19 protein-coding genes are annotated in these 17,621 nt (G+C 42.2%); 12 read left to right on the top strand and 7 right to left on the bottom strand.

The window, feature by feature from the left end:
* The first annotated feature begins 374 nt into the window (after window positions 1-374).
* The 3 genes from FRE64_RS15045 to FRE64_RS15055 all read left to right on the top strand — a co-directional run bounded on the left by FRE64_RS15045 (window position 375) and on the right by FRE64_RS15055 (window position 3,657).
* Window positions 375-1,679 (top strand): RNA-guided endonuclease InsQ/TnpB family protein, encoded by a 1,305-nt coding sequence (locus FRE64_RS15045; protein ID WP_246140335.1) that lies wholly within the window; start codon window positions 375-377, stop codon window positions 1,677-1,679.
* Between the two features lie 307 nt (window positions 1,680-1,986).
* Window positions 1,987-2,181: a hypothetical protein gene (locus FRE64_RS15050; protein WP_146296978.1), complete on the top strand. Its 195-nt coding sequence runs from the start codon at window positions 1,987-1,989 to the stop codon at window positions 2,179-2,181.
* Window positions 2,182-2,262: 81 nt separating this feature from the next.
* The gene (locus FRE64_RS15055; RefSeq protein ID WP_146296979.1) at window positions 2,263-3,657 is read left to right on the top strand and encodes a mechanosensitive ion channel domain-containing protein; all 1,395 of its coding nucleotides are present in this window, start codon (window positions 2,263-2,265) and stop codon (window positions 3,655-3,657) included.
* On the opposite strand, the gene FRE64_RS15060 is transcribed toward FRE64_RS15055, so the two are convergent.
* The 7 genes from FRE64_RS15060 to gmd all read right to left on the bottom strand — a co-directional run bounded on the left by FRE64_RS15060 (window position 3,654) and on the right by gmd (window position 11,389).
* Window positions 3,654-4,175 (bottom strand): hypothetical protein, encoded by a 522-nt coding sequence (locus FRE64_RS15060; RefSeq protein WP_146296980.1) that lies wholly within the window; start codon window positions 4,173-4,175, stop codon window positions 3,654-3,656. The two genes, FRE64_RS15055 and FRE64_RS15060, sit on opposite strands and share 4 nt — an antisense overlap.
* 10 nt (window positions 4,176-4,185) lie before the next feature.
* The gene (locus FRE64_RS15065; RefSeq protein ID WP_146296981.1) at window positions 4,186-4,917 is read right to left on the bottom strand and encodes a nickel/cobalt transporter; all 732 of its coding nucleotides are present in this window, start codon (window positions 4,915-4,917) and stop codon (window positions 4,186-4,188) included.
* A gap of 50 nt (window positions 4,918-4,967) precedes the next feature.
* Window positions 4,968-5,858, bottom strand: coding sequence for a glutamate racemase (murI, locus tag FRE64_RS15070; protein WP_146296982.1), 891 nt, complete (start codon window positions 5,856-5,858; stop codon window positions 4,968-4,970).
* A 54-nt stretch (window positions 5,859-5,912) separates the two neighbouring features.
* A complete protein-coding gene (locus tag FRE64_RS15075) occupies window positions 5,913-7,715 on the bottom strand; it encodes an N-acetylmuramoyl-L-alanine amidase (protein ID WP_146296983.1) in 1,803 nt (600 codons plus the stop codon).
* 117 nt (window positions 7,716-7,832) lie between these two features.
* A complete protein-coding gene (locus FRE64_RS15080; RefSeq protein WP_146296984.1) occupies window positions 7,833-9,233 on the bottom strand; it encodes a cation:proton antiporter in 1,401 nt (466 codons plus the stop codon).
* A gap of 81 nt (window positions 9,234-9,314) precedes the next feature.
* Window positions 9,315-10,253 carry a GDP-L-fucose synthase family protein gene (locus FRE64_RS15085; protein WP_146296985.1) on the bottom strand — a complete coding sequence of 313 codons (939 nt, stop codon included), beginning with the start codon at window positions 10,251-10,253 and terminating at the stop codon, window positions 9,315-9,317.
* Window positions 10,254-10,309: 56 nt separating this feature from the next.
* Window positions 10,310-11,389, bottom strand: a complete 1,080-nt coding sequence (gene gmd, locus FRE64_RS15090; protein ID WP_146296986.1) for a GDP-mannose 4,6-dehydratase — start codon at window positions 11,387-11,389, stop codon at window positions 10,310-10,312.
* A gap of 186 nt (window positions 11,390-11,575) precedes the next feature.
* Between gmd and FRE64_RS15095 the strand changes: the two genes are divergently transcribed.
* From FRE64_RS15095 to FRE64_RS15135, 9 genes are all read left to right on the top strand, one after another.
* The gene (locus tag FRE64_RS15095) at window positions 11,576-12,415 is read left to right on the top strand and encodes an urease accessory protein UreD (RefSeq protein WP_146296987.1); all 840 of its coding nucleotides are present in this window, start codon (window positions 11,576-11,578) and stop codon (window positions 12,413-12,415) included.
* A gap of 32 nt (window positions 12,416-12,447) precedes the next feature.
* Window positions 12,448-12,750, top strand: a complete 303-nt coding sequence (gene ureA, locus FRE64_RS15100) for an urease subunit gamma (protein WP_146296988.1) — start codon at window positions 12,448-12,450, stop codon at window positions 12,748-12,750.
* Between the two features lie 245 nt (window positions 12,751-12,995).
* Window positions 12,996-13,307, top strand: a complete 312-nt coding sequence (locus FRE64_RS15105; protein ID WP_146296989.1) for an urease subunit beta — start codon at window positions 12,996-12,998, stop codon at window positions 13,305-13,307.
* A 61-nt stretch (window positions 13,308-13,368) separates the two neighbouring features.
* Window positions 13,369-13,881: an outer membrane protein assembly factor BamD gene (gene bamD, locus FRE64_RS15110; protein ID WP_146296990.1), complete on the top strand. Its 513-nt coding sequence runs from the start codon at window positions 13,369-13,371 to the stop codon at window positions 13,879-13,881.
* A 138-nt stretch (window positions 13,882-14,019) separates the two neighbouring features.
* Window positions 14,020-14,328: an ArsR/SmtB family transcription factor gene (locus FRE64_RS15115; RefSeq protein ID WP_146296991.1), complete on the top strand. Its 309-nt coding sequence runs from the start codon at window positions 14,020-14,022 to the stop codon at window positions 14,326-14,328.
* On the top strand, window positions 14,328-15,140 hold the full coding sequence (locus FRE64_RS15120) for a phosphate ABC transporter substrate-binding protein (RefSeq protein ID WP_146296992.1): 813 nt from the start codon (window positions 14,328-14,330) through the stop codon (window positions 15,138-15,140). Before FRE64_RS15115 ends, FRE64_RS15120 begins: the two co-directional genes overlap by 1 nt.
* A 28-nt stretch (window positions 15,141-15,168) precedes the next feature.
* Window positions 15,169-15,960, top strand: a complete 792-nt coding sequence (gene pstC / locus FRE64_RS15125) for a phosphate ABC transporter permease subunit PstC (RefSeq protein ID WP_246140336.1) — start codon at window positions 15,169-15,171, stop codon at window positions 15,958-15,960.
* On the top strand, window positions 15,951-16,805 hold the full coding sequence (gene pstA / locus FRE64_RS15130) for a phosphate ABC transporter permease PstA (protein ID WP_146296994.1): 855 nt from the start codon (window positions 15,951-15,953) through the stop codon (window positions 16,803-16,805). The genes pstC and pstA overlap by 10 nt, the downstream gene beginning before the upstream one ends.
* Window positions 16,806-16,816: 11 nt before the next feature.
* Entirely contained in the window at window positions 16,817-17,584 is a 768-nt protein-coding gene (locus FRE64_RS15135; protein WP_146296995.1) for a phosphate ABC transporter ATP-binding protein, read from the top strand.
* Window positions 17,585-17,621 lie beyond the last annotated feature (37 nt).

Below are 17,621 nucleotides of genomic sequence, written 5' to 3' on the forward strand. Positions count from 1 at the left end.
TAACACTTCCTTCTCTATTAATAACTTTTCCTTAAATTTTACCCTTTACGAGGGTCTTAATTCTGTAGGAATTAAAATGATTTAGCAACTTGAGCAGCTAAAACTATCGTGAACTACCCCAACTAAACTTATGTATTAGTCAGCGTAGTTTACTCCCATTGTCTATCTAAGTAGCGCAAGAGGATGCTCACGCTTTGCCCTGCCCCGTTATAGCAGTCAGGCGCGGGCGGGTAGATGGGGCTTTCAAGGGGGCGAATGCGATTCGCCCCACAGCCCCTCATGAATTGCGCCAAAAAACTCCGTCAGAAGATCGTTACACGAGTTGTAAATTGTGTATAAACGGTTAAACTGGAATTATTAAAGTTCAAAATCCAATGCTTACCCTTTCTTACGAGTATAAGTTAGAACCAAACCAACTCCAAATTAGCATGATCGAGCAGACCCTGGGTGTTTGCCGAACGGTTTGGAATTATGCTTTAAGAGAAAGAAAGGATTGGATCAACTCTCGAAAATGTCCTGTCAACGCTTGTTCAATTGAAAAGGAATATCTGATTCCTGCTGATGAGCCTTATCCAAGTTATTCAAGGCAAGCAAAGGCTCTAACTGAGGCGAAGAAAAATAGCGAACGCCTTAAATCAGTTAATGCCCAAGTGCTTCAACAAGTCTTGAGAACATTAGATCGGGCTTTCTCTAACATGAAATCTAGAGGGTTCGGTTTTCCTAGATTTAAGAACAAGTATCGTTTAAGGTCTTATCTGATTCCTCAGCTCAAGGGAGAGGTATTACAAGGAAATCAAGTTAAATTACCTCAATTAGGTTGGGTTACGTTTAGAAAGTCCAGAGATATCCCAGAAGGATTTAAGGTAAAACAAGCAAGAGTGATCAGAAAAGCCTCTGGTTATTTCGTCATGTTATCCCTTCAACTAGATGTGGATGTTCCTCAACCCTTCCCTCATGGACACCCAAGAGGGTTAGACTTAGGTTTCGATAAATTTGTTGCTACCTCCGATGGTTTAGAAGTGAAACGACCTCGGTTCTTAAAGTCCCTTCAACGCAAGTTAAAATTACTGCAACGAAGGCTTAAGAACAAAAAGAAAGGGTCAAATAACCGCCATAAACTTAACAGAAAGATAGCTAGAGTTCACCAACGCATCTCTGACACTCGTAAAGATTGGCACTTCAAACTTGCTCATCAATTATGCGATGAAGCAGGAATGATCTTTGTCGAAGACATCAATTTCCGTTCGTGGCAACGAGGAATGTTATCCAAATACGCTGCGGATGCTGGCTTTGGTCAGTTTGTAAACATCCTTCAATGGGTTTGTTGGAAACGTGATGTTTACTTTGCCAAAGTTGACAAAGATGGCACCTCTCAAGAATGTAGCCAATGTGGAGCGAATACAGGTAAAAAGACTCTAGATGTGAGAGTTCATCATTGCCCTGAATGCGGTTACATTGCTTCAAGAGATGTGGTGAGTGCCGAAGTGATTAGAAATAGAGGTCTGACCCAAGCGCGGGTTTCCCGCGCATTGGAAAGCAGACCTAAAGGACTCTCCGACCTCGGGCAGGGGTTAGAGAATAAACAAAATGCCTGTGGAGGCAAGGGGCTGTGGGCGGAATTTAGTTCCGCCCTTTATAAGCCCCGTCGATCTGACGGGGATGGAGGCAACTTCGTCTAGTCAAGAGCCTGAGACAGGAAACCTAGTCGCAAGGCTAGGAATCTCCCGTCATAGTGCGTAGAGTTTGACGGGAGAGGATGTCAACATTGATCAAGATTGTCGCTTCTTTACACTGCAACGAGAGAGCAAACAAAGACTATCCTATAGGATTACTTACTTTGTTTGCGAATCAGACTTAAACTTAAACTTGGATATTTAAAGAAAAATTAAACTTTACAACAACCGATCACACATTTTTGCCAGAAGATGCTACCTTCTATGAGGTGAGAATACTGTTGGATTTGGAACTGATAGAGAGGAGAATATCTTGAACTGGGAATCTAAACAAGCACAAACTACCGCACAAGAGCAAGTCCGTGATTACGTTGCTGAACTTCAACTGCACATGACTTTACAAGCTCGTAATTTAGTTCCGAGTCTCACGCAAGCGCGAGATAGTCGTGAGCAACTTTTACAAGAAACGCAAGCCAACGTTGAGAAAATGGCTTCACGCCAAATTTAACAAAATTAATTACAATTAGTTACATGAATTTTAGGGTGGGCATTGCCCCCCTTATTTTTTGATGGTTGAAATCTTTGCATAATGCCTAATATTCCTCTAGAAGTCCTGATTCAATTTGCGGCAGTCATTATTGCTACCTTAGGGATAACTATTATTCTCAAACGTTTCTTACGGAATCAATTATTACCAAAAATTGGGATTCCTTTAGGGACAAGAGAAGCCATTTCAATTATTATTAGCTATAGTGGCGGTGCATTTCTTTTTGTAAGCATCTTACAGGCAATTGGGATTAATCTTGATTCGTTTACCGTTTTAGCTGGTGGCGTTGGTCTTGGCATTGGCTTTGGACTACAGGAGGTTGCGAAAAATTTTACCAGTGGTTTAACGATCTTATTTGAACAAAAAATTAAAGCTGGGGATTTTATTGAATGGGATGGAATGAAGGGATATGTGGATGAAATTTCTCTGCGATCAACGATAATTAAAACGCTTCTGGGTCGTTATATTATTGTGCCGAATCATGTTTTGGTAGGAGCACAAGTTATTAATTGGACTTACCATAAGCCCCAAGGCTGGGCAATGGTAGAAGTGAATGTTCCCCATGAAAGTGATACAGTTTTGGTCGTGGAAATCCTTTTAGAATCTGCTTATATGGAAGATACGGTTTCTGGTGATCAATCAGCTTGTGTTTATTTTACTGGTTTTGGGGAATACGGATTAAATTTTCAACTTTGGGTTTGGGTTGAAGAAGTGGATAAAAAACATATTACAGAAAGTTCTTTGAGATTCTTAATTGAGTCTAATCTTAAACAACATGGGATTAGGCTCGCAACACCTCGTCTGGGCGTTTGGTATCCAGCGCAATTGCCAACTCAAACAGAAACTTTATCCACTGAGAAAAATGATCAAGAAACCCCAAGTGCTGATTTTCCTCATTTTTCTGAAAGTATTACTCCTTCTCGCCCTGTGGCACTACGTAATTTATTAAGAAATATTAATTATTTTCAAAATTGTTCGGAAATTGAGCTGAAAAAACTAATTGAAATTGGTTATAGGAAACGATTACAAGCAGGGGATATTTTATATCGAGAGGGGGATCCTGGGGATACATTTTATATTATTTTATCTGGATCAGTTGAGTATTATGTGGAAAAATTAAAGCAAACTCCAACGGTTCTGAAGGTTGGAGATTTTGTGGGAGAACTTTCCCTAATGTTAGGAATTAGGCGTACAGTTACTGTACGAGCGAGAGAAGAAAGCACTTTATTTGCAATTAATAAATATGGCTTTAGTAGTTTATTAAAAGAGCAACCTCACTTGTATGAGCTAATTGTTGTGGAATTAGGAAAGGCACAAAAAGAATTGTCGCAACAACAACAACAGTTACGACAATTGGGGCTATTAAATTATCAAGAATTGGACAAAAATCCCATTGCTTGGGTACAGCGTCAGTGGGAAAAACTCTTAAAACGTTAAAACTTAAGTTTTCCTCGAAATAATTGAACACAAATGCCACAGGTAAGCGCGATCGCGCCGACAGCAATTTGACTGGCAAAGTTGTAATGGTGATGATCAGGAATATCGAGATCAACGTGACTAATTTCATCAATTTGAATATCACGTTCTGTTACTGGAACTGTTATCATATCCCAGTGATTACTATAGTCTTCATCGCCAATTTCCACTGACCAAACTCCAGGAATCGAATAATCGGGATGGAAAACAAATTTCCCATCTTCATCAGTAAACCCATGAATTTCAAGATAATTAGAGTTACTAGGGGGATGAATAACCACATCAGCCCCATCAAATAATTCTCCTGTACTAAAGAGTGCTTGAATTTCTAGAGAATTATCTTTAGGATTATAGCGAGTTTCAACCAGGTGAGCAGAGGCAGGTTGAGCAAATAGGAAAAAACTGAAAAGTAAAACAACAATTGCTAGAAATCGCTTAAGTTTAAGAGTTTTTTGAAATTGCTGGGTAATAGTCTTCATAGTGCCTTCTTTATAAAACATACGTGGTTGATGTCAATGTTAAAACGATGCCGAGGAGAACGACAAGAATTGCGCTGGAAATTGAGAGGGTTTCTAAAACTTGGTTCATTTTTGGTAAGCCCTCTAACCAATCTCGGGTGTAAACAGCAATTAAGCCTAAAGTCATTAAAACAAACGCTAAACCAAGACTAAATCCTCCCACCAACACTAAGCCATAACCAATGCGATGTAACGCCACCGCTGCTAATAATAATACCAGTGCGGAGGGACAGGGAATTAACCCTCCTGCAATTCCTACTTTGAGCAGGGAAGCATTTTTGACTTCATGATGGTGATGATGATGATCATGAGAGTGTCGTTTTAGCCTCTTTCTTACTAGATTGACTCCCACACCAATAATAATCACGCCGCTGACAACCGTAATTAGCGGATATAACTGCTCTGATAGGACGTATTTGGAGGCAAATAGTGCCACAAGACCTAAAATAAAAACCCCTAAGGTGTGAGAAACTGTCGTTGTCAATCCCAATAAAACGGCTTGGCGAGGCGTTGCCTGTGATCCGACTAGATAGGCAGTAGCAAGAGTTTTACCATGACCTGGGGAAAGGGCGTGAAAACCGCCTAAACCAAAGGCAATTAAAGTACCAACAAGTAGGCTACTAAAGCTAAGTTCTGAGGTTAGTAAATCAATTGTCCAAGCAGAAGGCTCACTAAGATGAGCAAAAATTTTATATCGTATCATCGGATACTAAACCCAAGGTGATAATCAATCTCATTATGCCTCAGTTTTATTCAATTCTTGTAAAGTTTTGATGAACTTTCTTCCCCATACAAAGACATCTCTGGTTGCTCAAATGTTGGTAAACAAATTGACTCTACTGTAGGAGTACAACCCAACCAATGACGAGAACGCTGGGCAAATTCTTCAGCATCACCACTAACACAAAAGCGAGTAGGGTTAGCATAGCCTAAATGTTGTAAGCCCATCAACTCTAGTTCTTGTTCAATGGCTTTCACTACATATTGTGCTGGATCAATAAAGCGTACTGTTGGTGGCAGTAAATCCTTTAATATTGGGGCTAAATAAGGGTAATGGGTACATCCATAAATGAGCGTATCAATTTGCTTTTCTTGTAAAGAGGCTAAATAGCCTTCAGCAACTTGTCGCACATAAGGATCATTGAGTCGGTTTTGTTCAATTAGGGGAACAAACTCAGGACAGCTTACCTGCCAAACTTTCACCGCATTGTTAATTTCGAGAATGGCTTGACGATAAGCATTACTAGTGGCGGTTGCTGGAGTCGCAATGACTCCAATCCGCTTTCCCATTTCAATTGCCCCCCTTGCCCCTGGCAGAATCACCCCTAGAATGGGAATATTAAATTCAGAGCGAACGGTATCTAGAGCAAGAGCAGAACAGGTATTGCAGGCCATAATGACCATTTTTACCCCTTGTTCTACCATCCAAGAGATAATTTCACGCACAAATTGCACTAACTCATTGTAAGAGCGATTTCCATAAGGAAGGCGAGCCGTATCAGCAAAATAGAGGATAGATTCTTGTGGCAGTTGCCGATAAAGTTCTCGTAAAACAGTTAAGCCCCCTAAGCCACTATCAAACACGCCAATCGGGTGTTGAGCGGTTAGGGGTTTTGGATTCGGCTGCGAGTCGTTGTTGGTCAACAAATTAGTCCCTCTTCTTCAATTAATTGCCAGTTTTCATAGTATTACTCAATTTTATTGAACGTATCGTATAATTCCTTCCGCGATCGCCTCAGCCATTTGCTTGCGGAAGTCATCATCAGCTAGACGGGGGGCATCTTCTCGACCCGTGACAAATCCAGCTTCCACTAAAACTGATGGCATAGAAGAATTACGGAGGACATAAAAATTAGCTTGTCTCACGCCGCGATCGCGCATATTGATCTTACTCAAAATACTGCGCTGAATTGATGCAGCTAAACCCCGACCTTGAGAGTGATAATAGGTTTCCACCCCATTTACATCTGGGCGACTCATGCTAATGGCATTGGAATGAATACTAACAAAGAAATCACCATTGACTCGATTGGCCATTTCGGCACGTCCTGAGAGGCTAATATAGCGATCATCTTCCCGTAAGGTGTGAACTCTAACTCCTTTTTCCTCCAAAATATCCCGAAGATGAAGAGAAATTGATAACGCGATCCATTTTTCCTGTATGCCTCCAATACCGATCGCGCCGGGATCTCGCCCTCCATGTCCCGGATCAATGACAATCAGAGGCTGATCTTTGCGATCACCAGCAGGACTGGGTCTAGGGGTTTCTCTTTGCTGCGGTTGTGGCACATCAATTGATTGATGTTGTGGGGTTGGATCTCCTCCTGTGCCAGCTTGCCCTTGTCCCCGTCGCCAGCCAATTGCAACCAGATTTTCACTAGGCTGATTAATTTGATCTTCAATTTGAACCCCAGAGGCAGCTTCGATTTGCACCACAACTTGATCATCATCTTCTTCACGAACACGAATTTGAGAAATGGGACTGCCTCGTTCTAACTCAGGACCATTTACTGGATCAGCAAGTTTCGCGTTGGGAATTGTCATTTCATAAATGCCACTGGCTTGATCCCATTCTCCCGTTGCGGTTAATGCGCCATCAGCCCGTACCTGCAACTGATCATCTACTAACTCCACAGCTTCCACCGTGGTAATCTGCGACTGATTAATCTCATCTTCTACCCACCCTGGAATTGCGGGACTAGATAACTGTCTCGCAGTACCCATGCCACCCTGTGGCAGCATAACCACTGCGCCATTACCACTGGTATTAGGAAAGGCTTGCCAATCAGGAGAATCCTCATTGATATGGAGAATAATTTCAGCATCATTTCCGTCAGAATTAAACTCAGCATAACTCACGCCATAGTTATCTACAGGAAGCGCTCGGGGTAATTCCGAAGGCAATGAGATATCTGGTACACGAAAAGAAACCCGTTCCCCATCATCACTACGCTCAACCTCAATATCTCCTGATGGCGGGCTATCTAAGCGTAGTAATAATCCACTGCTCGTGACACGGAAATTGGGGTGACTAAATTCGCTTGCTGACTGCCCACCACCACTAGGAGGAGAACTGGGTTGTTGAGCCACTTCCTCTTCTTGTTCCTGACGTTGGGGAGAGGGTAATTGAACTGACCATTCTTGTGGATTTTCCCCTTGCACTCTAATTTCACTGGGATCAAGGGTATAACCCTCTTCTAATTCCACAACCAAGCGAGTAGTATTTTCATCAAATTGACCTACTCGCACTTCCTTAAAAACGTCCCCAACCATTTGATTGGTTACTACATCACCGCGACTGGTATCAGGTAAGTCAATAACGAGTCGCGTGGGATCAGAAACCAATTGCGCTCTTGGTTGTACTCCCTCAGCCGTACGAAAAGTGAGCCGATTTTGATTTTCATTAAATTGCCAAGAGGCGAGTCTTCCTCCGGCTTGTGCAGGACCTGTTGCTAGCCCAGTTGCCACTAAAGAACCTATTAATAACCAATGCAGTTTCACGAGTCTTTCTCCTCACACACAAGTTTGCCCCATAAGAATCAATTTATTCGGGAATATAGCATAACCGTTAACCATTAACAGATCAGTTTATCCCAACACAGCTAAAAATTTTTTATTTCATGTTCCCTCCTGTTTAGACGCTTCTGCTTCGGAAGGTTCTGGAAACACTACTCGCAGAAAAGGTGGTGCAATAAATGTTGTGAGAATCACCATAACAATAATCGCTGCTTCCGTTGATGGGGAAAGTGCCCCGCTAGCAGAACCAACGCCAGCAAAGACTAAACCAACTTCACCACGAGGAACCATGCCCACGCCAATAGCAAGTTTATTAATTTCCGAAGCACCAAAGATGGTATAGCCTGCGATTGTTTTACCAATAATTGCCACTACAATCAGAAACGCGGCTAAAATTAAGCCCTCACGGTTACTAGGAACAGCAGGATTTAATACTCCTAAGTCCGTTCTTGCCCCAACACAAACAAAGAAAACTGGAACTAAAATATCGGCAACTGGAACGACCTGTTCCTCTAATTCTTTCCGTTTTTCTGTTTCTGCTAACACTAATCCAGCCGCAAATGCGCCTAAAATTGCTTCTAACTCAATGGCGGTGGCAACATAAGCAAGGGCAAAGGCAAAAACCAGAGCCGTTAATAATAATTCGCCACGGGTTTTCATTTCGTTAACCATGCCTACGAGAAAGGGACTGATAAAACGCCCAATAATAATCGTTCCTACTAGAAACGCAGCGGCACTCACGACGAGGTAAAGAATATTTGTAATCTCAATGTTACCGGTTTTAATTAAGCTGGCAACCACTGCTAGGATAATAATCCCTAGTACATCATCAATTACCGCTGCGCCAATAATAATCTGTCCTTCTTTAGAGTTCAGTTGTCCTAATTCGGCTAAAACTTTTGCTGTAATCCCAATGCTTGTTGCAGTGAGGGCAGCACCAGCAAAAATTGCAGGAATAGCCGGTACACCAAAACCATAATACAGACCAGCCGTTCCTCCCACAAAAGGCGCGACAACACCAGTAATGGCGACGGCAGCCGCTTGGGGTCCCACTCGTAGCAGTTCTTTTAAGTCTGATTCTAAGCCAATTTCAAACAGTAAAATCACCACTCCCAATTCCGAGAGAACCGTGATGACTTCCCCTTGAGCTTCAAAAACTGCTTCAGCAGTTCCTGGTTCTAAGGCAGTGGTTTGTTCGAGAAAAGCCATAATCAGAGAATCTTCCGCCGTTGCTCCTGCTTCAGGAAAGACGAGTAACCCTAGCACTGATGTTCCAATGACAACACCCCCAACTAATTCTCCTAAAACGGGAGGCAAGTTAATCCGAGAACAGAGTTCTCCGCCAATTTTACTAGCAATATAAATGGCAACTAAACTGAGTAAAACGCCAGCAAGGATAATTGAGCCTTCTGGTTCTGCGCTTTCTTCTTCGGCAGTTGCGACTAACCAGAAAGGAGTAATTTCTGTGATCGCAGTTGCTAAACTTAAGAGACTAACAATCATTCTTTACTTATCTTTAACATTTTCTTCTAATTAACGATACAACAATCAGCCCAGATGAGGGTATCTGTTTCTCAAATTCTTTTAGTCAGCGTTAGCCCGATACCAGTCAATGGTATTTTTTAAACCCTGTTTCAATTGGGTTTGGGCGGTAAAACCAAATCGTTCTTTTGCTCGTTGTGTATCTAAACAGCGTCGGGGTTGACCGTTAGGTTTATCGGTTTCCCAGATAATTTCGCCGTCAAAGTTCATAAGCTCACAGATTAGTTCCACTAGATGTTTAATGGAGATTTCTTCGTTAGTTCCTAAGTTCACTGGGTCGGGATCATCATAACTTTGGGTTGCCATGACAATACCACGAGCCGCGTCGGTGGAGTAAAGAAATTCTCGGGTGGGGCTGCCATCTCCCCAAACTGGTAGGGTTTTTTCTCCTTTTTGTTGGGCTTCGTGAACTTTGCGAATGAGGGCGGGAATAACATGAGAGCTTTCAGGATTAAAATTGTCTTCGGGGCCATAAAGATTCACTGGCAGTAAATAGATGCCATTAAACCCATATTGCTGTCGATAGGCTTGTAGTTGGACGAGTAGGGCTTTTTTGGCGATACCATAGGGGGCGTTAGTTTCTTCGGGATAACCATTCCAGAGATCATCTTCTTGGAAGGGAACGGGGGTAAATTTGGGATAGGCGCAAATGGTGCCTACACAAACAAATTTTTCCACACCTGCTTCATAGGCGGCGTGAATGAGTTGAGTTCCCATCATTAGGTTATCGTAGAAGAGTTCGGCAGGTTTTTCGCGGTTTAAGCCAATTCCTCCGACATGGGCAGCGAGATGAATAATAATATCTTGCTGTTGGGAAACATTTTGGCAAGTTTGGAGGTTGCGGAGGTCTTGATCGCGCGATCGCGGCACGGAAATTTTCTCTCGTTGCGCCCCAGCTTGCACCAATTGCTCAATTACTTGACGACCTAAAAAACCAGCCCCACCGGTGACAACAATCCGTTTATTACTTAAATCAAGCATAATCTTCCTTCCTTCAAAAAAAATCCCCACCCACGTTTTGGTGAGGAGGGTATCACTTAATAAGACATAGAGCCAACATTTTGTCGAATATAGGCGTTGTCTTTCACTCGTTTACGCCCTTCTGTTTCAGGAGGAGTCAGCCCTAGCGCTTCTAAGTCTGCATCCACCATCAACATTACTAATTCTTCAAAATTTACGGAAGGTTGCCAATTGAGTTGTTTTTTGGTTTTGGCGGGATCACCGATGAGAAGTTCCACTTCCGCAGGACGCAAATACCGTTCATCAAAGCGAACGTAATCTTCCCAGTTTAAATCCACATAACCAAAGGCGAGTTCCAGAAATTCTCGCACGGAATGGGTTTCTCCAGTGGCGACCACATAATCATCGGGTTGATCTTGTTGTAACATTAGCCACATGGCTTGCACATAATCCTTGGCATAGCCCCAGTCTCGTTTTGCATCAAGATTCCCCATGTAGAGGAACTTTTGTTGATTAGCAATGATACGCGCGATCGCGCGAGTAATTTTCCGAGTAACAAAGGTTTCTCCTCGTCGTGGACTCTCATGATTAAACAAAATCCCATTACAAGCAAACAGATCATAAGATTCGCGATAATTCACCGTTTGCCAGTGAGAATACACTTTGGCACAAGCATAAGGGCTACGAGGATAAAAGGGCGTGGTTTCCTTTTGGGGAATTTCTTGCACCTTCCCGAACATTTCCGAGGAACCAGCTTGATAAAATCTCACCTGCACCCCTGTACGATGTTGATAATCACGGATTGCCTCTAAAAGCCGTAATGTCCCCATAGCAACAGTATCTACCGTATATTCTGGAGAATCAAAACTTACTCGCACATGAGACTGCGCCCCCAGATTATAAATCTCAACTGGTTTGATTGCTTCTAAAAGTCGTCTTAGGGTAGTGCCATCGGTTAAATCCCCATAATGGAGAAATAACTCTGCATCCTCTTGGTGAGGATCAACATAAACGTGATCAATGCGATCTGTATTAAAAGTGGAAGTACGGCGGATAATGCCATGAACTTCATAACCTTTGCTTAATAGGAGTTCACTTAAATAAGAGCCATCTTGACCCGTAATTCCTGTAATTAATGCTACTTTTTTATCAGTCATACTTGATAACTATACTTTGGTTTTTATATTCCCAATTGCTTGGAAAAAAGTGTCACCGCACCCCAATAACTCTAATACTGACCCAAAAATCCAGCTATGAGTTCCCAAAAATGAACATTTATCATAACTTACCAAAGTTTCCTAGACTATGATTAATGAGGCAAAAAACCTAGTAACTTAATTTCAATGCTGGAAACTTCTTCTTCCTGGTGTGGTTGGGTCAAACTCACTTATCAATTTTGTAATGATCGAACCAAACCTGTCGCCACTTACGCTCAAGCTCCCTATAAACTTCAACGCCCATTTTATCCCCAAACAAAAACTATTTGTTATACTACCATTCTTCATACAGCAGGGGGAATGGTGGGGGGAGATCAGCTTTCTCAATCTATTCAATTACAGCCTAAAACTCATGCAGTGATTACTACTGCTGCGGCTAGTAAAGTATATCGCAGTAACGGCTTAAATGTCACTCAACAAGCAGAAATAGATATTGATCAAGATGCTTGCTTAGAGTACCTTCCCCGAGAGACCATCCTGTTTGAGGGAGCGCAATCTCGTCAAAAAATTCAAGTTAATCTTGGCACTAATGCGAGTTATCTAGGTTGGGATATTCTTCGGTTTGGTCGTTCTGCAAGAGGGGAAAAATTCTTGCGAGGAGAGTGGCGATCGCGCACCGAAATTTGGCAAAATCAACAATTAATTTGGGTTGATTCCCCCTATTTACCAGCAAGTCCAGAAATTTGGAACAGTCCTCATGGATTAGCTGGCTATCCCTTGGTAGGAACGTTGGTCTGGGTGGGAAAGCCTGTGTCTGAGGAAATGATCGCACAAGTGCGAAACTTGTGGCAAGAAATGGAGACAACAGGAGAAGCGGGAACGACACAATTAACCTCAGGGTTGTTATGTCGTTATCGAGGAAATTCCCGTGCAGAGGTGATAAACTGGTTTATTAATATTTGGCGGTTAATCCGTCAATGGAATGGACAAGTAGCGCCTGTTACGCCTCGGGTTTGGCAGGTTTAATTGTACTGTAGTTTTTTTTCATTGGGTTTTCTATGCAACTCTCACCTCAAGAAAAAGATAAATTATCCATTTTTACCGTTGGCTTATTAGCAGAAAGACGAAAGGAAAAAGGCTTAAAACTGAACTATCCTGAAGCGGTTGCTTATATTTCTGCTGCCCTGTTAGAAGGGGCGCGAGAAGGGCGGACAGTGGCTGATTTAATGAGTTATGGCAAAACGTTACTCTCACGAGAAGATGTGATGGAAGGTATTCCTGAAATGGTAGATGAAGTGCAGGTAGAAGCCACATTTCCTGATGGAACAAAATTAGTGACAGTTCATAATCCCATTGTTTAATATTTTGTCCTTTGTTTTTAGTCCTTCGTCCTTTGTTGTTTGTAAACCAATGACTGTTGTTAGTCCTTCGTCCTTTGTCCTTTGTTGTTTGTAAACCAATGACTAATGACCAATGACCAATGACTAATGACTAATGACTAATGACTAATGACCAATGACTAATGACCAATGACTAATGACTAATGACCAATGACTAATAACATCCACCAACTAAGAAACACTATATCAAGTAGAAAAAGTTAATCATGATTCCAGGAGAAATGCAGATTCAGGATGGGGAAATTGAACTCAATGCCGGTCGTTCTTTATTATCCCTGACAGTTGCCAATAGCGGTGATCGTCCCATTCAAGTTGGTTCACATTTTCATTTTTATGAAGTTAATTCGGCATTACAATTTGACCGCGAAGCCACCAAAGGAATGCGTTTAAATTTGCCAGCAGGAACAGCGATTCGATTTGAACCCGGAGATGAACGAGAGGTAGAATTAGTCGCGATCGCGGGTCAACGTGAAATTTACGGCTTTAATGGTAGAGTCAATGGTAGCGTTAATGCTTAGACAATCACCCCAAAGGATAATTTGATAGGATAAGCCAAGAGATTGGAAGTGAATTTCAGGAATGAGTGAGCGGGAAGAGGAATTTAAGCAGGCTTATGAAAAAGGCAAAATTGCCTTAGAGAGAGGACGGTATCAAACCAGCATTAACGAACTGGAAAAAGCAAAACAGCTAATTAATCCTCAATCGAAACAAGGAGGAGAAGTTCGGATTTGGTTAGTCAATGCTTATCAAGCTGCTAATCAAAGTGAACGCGCGATCGCGCTTTGTCAAAGTTTAGTTAAACATCCCTCCCCAGAAATCCGCAAACAAAGTGAACGAATCCTGTATATTTTGCAAGCTCCAGTTCTCAAACGTCCCGAAGAATGGCTTACTAAAATTCCTGATCTCTCACAAATTTCCGAAGACAAAGAAAAAACTATCGGTTCTCGCCCTGCAGGTAACCCCAAACCCCGTCGTCCGCGAAAACTACCTGAACCAGAACCCATTGATCCCAGTGAAATTAAAACTAAAGATAATCAGTTTATTTGGGTTGCTCTTTTAGCCATTTTAGCCTCATTATTCTTACTAGGTTAATTCCAGCAAGCCGTTTTTAAGAGGAAAAATATTTGATTCTCAGGAAAAATTAAGGATGAAAGAAAACAATTTTATGATACAAAGGAAAAACTTAGCCTTTTGATATGAATAGCATTTCATATCAAATTATATTCATATATGACTCAACCAACGATCGCGCCAGAAGTCTGTGCTGGCAAACTCAAGATATTAGCCGATGCTACACGCTTAAAAATTTTAGAAGCCCTGATGAACTCCCCAAAGCACGTTAATGAGATTAACCACCAGCTAAAAATTGAACAAAGTTTACTCTCTCATCACTTAAAAGTCTTACGGGATGTGGGATTAGTGGAATCGCAACGGGATGGCAAAGCAGTGCTTTATTCTTTAGGCGCAACCATTAAACCCACCTCTTCAGGGCAAGCCATTGACTTAGGCTGTTGTCAACTTTGTTTTGGAGACTGTTAATGCAACTAAAACCAATTGCTTGTGGAATTGTTGTGATAGGCTTAGTCGCCTGTGGGAATAATGATTCCACGCAAACTTTAAACCTCACTGGATCAAGTACCATTTCCCCTGTTGCCTCAGAAATTGCTAAAGCCTACGAAGAGGCTAACCCAGAAGTTCAAGTCAATGTCCAAACAGGCGGTACTTCTCAAGGCATTGCTGATGCCCGTTCTGGCGTTGTTGATATTGGCATGGTATCTCGTTCCCTAACAGAAGAAGAATCCGATCTAACCGCTCACACCCTTGCTAATGACGGTATCACCATGATTGTTCATGGCGAAAATCCTGTTGCTTCTCTGACGAAAGAAGAAATTAGTGGGATTTACACTGGCGAAATTGACAATTGGCAGGAAGTGGGGGGAGAAGATCGTCCCATTACAGTCGTGAATAAAGCTGATGGTCGCGCCACTTTGGAGATATTTCTGGAATTTTTAGACATTGATGGTCAACAGATTCAGTCTGATCAAATTATTGGCGATAACCAACAAGGGATTCAATCCGTGGCTGGTAATCCTGCTGCAATTGGCTATGTTTCCATTGGTACAGCCGAATTTCATCGTGAAGATGGAACCAACCTAGCATTATTAACTGTTGATGGTGTAGAAGCCTCTTCTGAGACAGTCAGTGCTGGGGAATTTCCCATGTCACGCCCCCTTAACTTCGTCACTCATGGTGAACCCACAGGCTTAACCGAAGACTTTATTAGCTTTGCTCAATCCTCTCAAGTCAATGACATTATCCAAGCACAATTTTTCGTTCCCATTCAAAATTGAATCTCTAATTCTCTGGTTACTGCGTCTTATGACAGTGGTTTCTGGAACAATTATTGTCTTGATGAGTGGCTTTTTACTTTGGGAAGCTCTCCCCCTGGTACAAGAGATAGGAATCCTGCGCTTTTTCACTGATGAGAGTTGGCATCCCACTAGCAATAACTATAATCTTGTTCCCATGATTTTAGGAACGCTTTTAACCAGTTTGGGGGCAATTCTTTTAGCAACACCTGCAGGAATTTTATCAGCAATTTTCTCTCACTATTATGCTCCCCCCTTCCTTGCGATTCTCTATCGGCGTTTAGTTGAGCTTTTAGCAGGGATTCCCTCAGTGGTTTATGGCTTTTGGGGGTTAGTGGTGCTAGTGCCTCTAATTAATCAGTTACATCCGCCTGGTTCGAGTCTGCTTGCTGGGATTTTAATTTTAAGTTTAATGATTTTGCCCACGGTAACCTTAGTGGCAAGTTCGAGTTTTAGTAGTGTCCCTACCAGCTATTTCCAGAGTGCAAGGGCGTTGGGATTAGGGCAATGGGGGATTATTTGGGGGGTGGTTTTACCTGCTAGCAAGTCAGGGGTAATCGCAGGAATTATCTTGGCGACTGGACGGGCTTTAGGAGAAACGATGGCGGTTTTAATGGTGGCTGGAAATGTGGTGCAAGTTCCCAATAGTCTTTTTGCACCTGTACGAACCTTAACCGCCAATATTGCTTTAGAAATGGGATACGCTACGGCAAGCCATCGTTCGGCGTTATTTGTTAGTGGCTTAATGCTGATGATGGTAATTGCAGGATTAATGATCATCGTGAGGAAACAATGGCGGTAAAGAAATTAAATGTGACAGAAGTGGTGGCGATAACAATTATGGGGGTTGTGGTATTGGTAATTAGCGCTGTTTTTCTCTGGATTGTCGGGGATTTGGCGTGGCAAGGGAGTCAAGAATTAAGTTGGGAATTTTTCTCTAGTGAGCCTTTAGATGCAGGAAGAGAAGGAGGAATTTTGCCGATATTTGTTTCTACTTTCCTGATTCTTTTGGTTTGTTTAGGGGTAACAATTCCCTTAGCAGTGGGAACAGCAATTTTTTTGACTGAATTTGTCAAGCCTGATAGTTGGTTTGGACAACTGACGGGAATTAGTTTGGATATTTTAGCGGGTGCGCCTTCGATTGTGTTTGGCTTATTTGGGAATGTTTTTTTTACGCAAATACTGGGCTTAGGCTTTTCTATTCTCGCTGGTGGCTTAACTTTGGCTTGTATGGTATTACCCATTTTAATTCGGTCAACCCAAGAGGGATTAAAGAGTGTTTCTGATGATTATCGTCAAGCAGGAGCAGCTTTGGGGTTATCACGGATGGCACTTTTAAAACAGATTTTATTGGCAGCGACAATGCCTGGAATTGCAGCAGGATTATTGTTAGGAATTGGTCGCGCGATCGCGGAAACGGCGGCTTTAATGTTTACCAGTGGTTATGTGACTCGTATGCCCAATTCTGTTTTTGATTCAGGGCGTTCTCTCTCCATTCATATTTATGATCTGGCGATGAATGTTCCAGGAGGAGAGGGAAAGGCGTATGCGACGGCGTTGGTTTTAGTAATGCTTTTAATTGTGATTAATGTGGCAGTATTTACATTTGCTATGAAATTTCGTCGCAGTTGGCTCAGTGGAATTTAAGGAGAAAATATATGAGAAAACCACCACAGTTGCTAACAGATAATTTAAGTCTTTCTTATGGGAAAGAACGTGCTTTTGAGGGGGTGAATTTAACTGTCCATTCAGGAGAAATTACAGCATTAATTGGTCCTTCAGGTTGTGGAAAAAGTAGTTTTCTAAATTGCTTAAATCGCCTACAGGAAATGATTCCCAAGGCAGTATTACAAGGAGAAGTGTATTTAAATCAGTCCAATATTCAAACCTTTGATCCTTTAGAATTGCGCCGCCGCGTGGGGATGTTATTCCAGAAACCCACCCCTTTTCCCCTTTCTATTATCCGAAATTTAACCTTTCCCCTGCGAGAACATGGGGTGCGGAATCGCTCTCAAATTGATGAAATTGTGGAAACAACGCTACAACAAGTGGGGTTATGGGAAGAAGTGAAAGATCGCTTGCAGTCTCCTGCTTTATCCCTATCAGGCGGTCAACAACAGCGATTATGTTTGGCAAGGGCTTTAGCTTTAAAACCCGAAGTGTTACTAATGGATGAACCTTGTAGTGCCTTAGATCCGATGGCGAGTGAAGTGGTAGAAGACTTAATTACTCAGTTGCGAGGGAGTTATACCCTTGTAGTGGTCACTCATAATTTAGCACAGGCCCAGCGTATTGCCGATCAGGTGGGATTATTTTGGGTGCAGGAAGGAACAGGGAAATTGATTGAATTTGGAGAGCGCGATCGCGTTTTTAATTCTCCTCAACATCCTCTCACTGAGGCTTACTTAACAGGAAAACGAGGGTAAATTTCGTTAAAATTAAACACATTGATGGGAGAAAGTG

This window comes from Euhalothece natronophila Z-M001, from assembly GCF_007904085.1.
Classification (GTDB): domain Bacteria; phylum Cyanobacteriota; class Cyanobacteriia; order Cyanobacteriales; family Rubidibacteraceae; genus Halothece; species Halothece natronophila.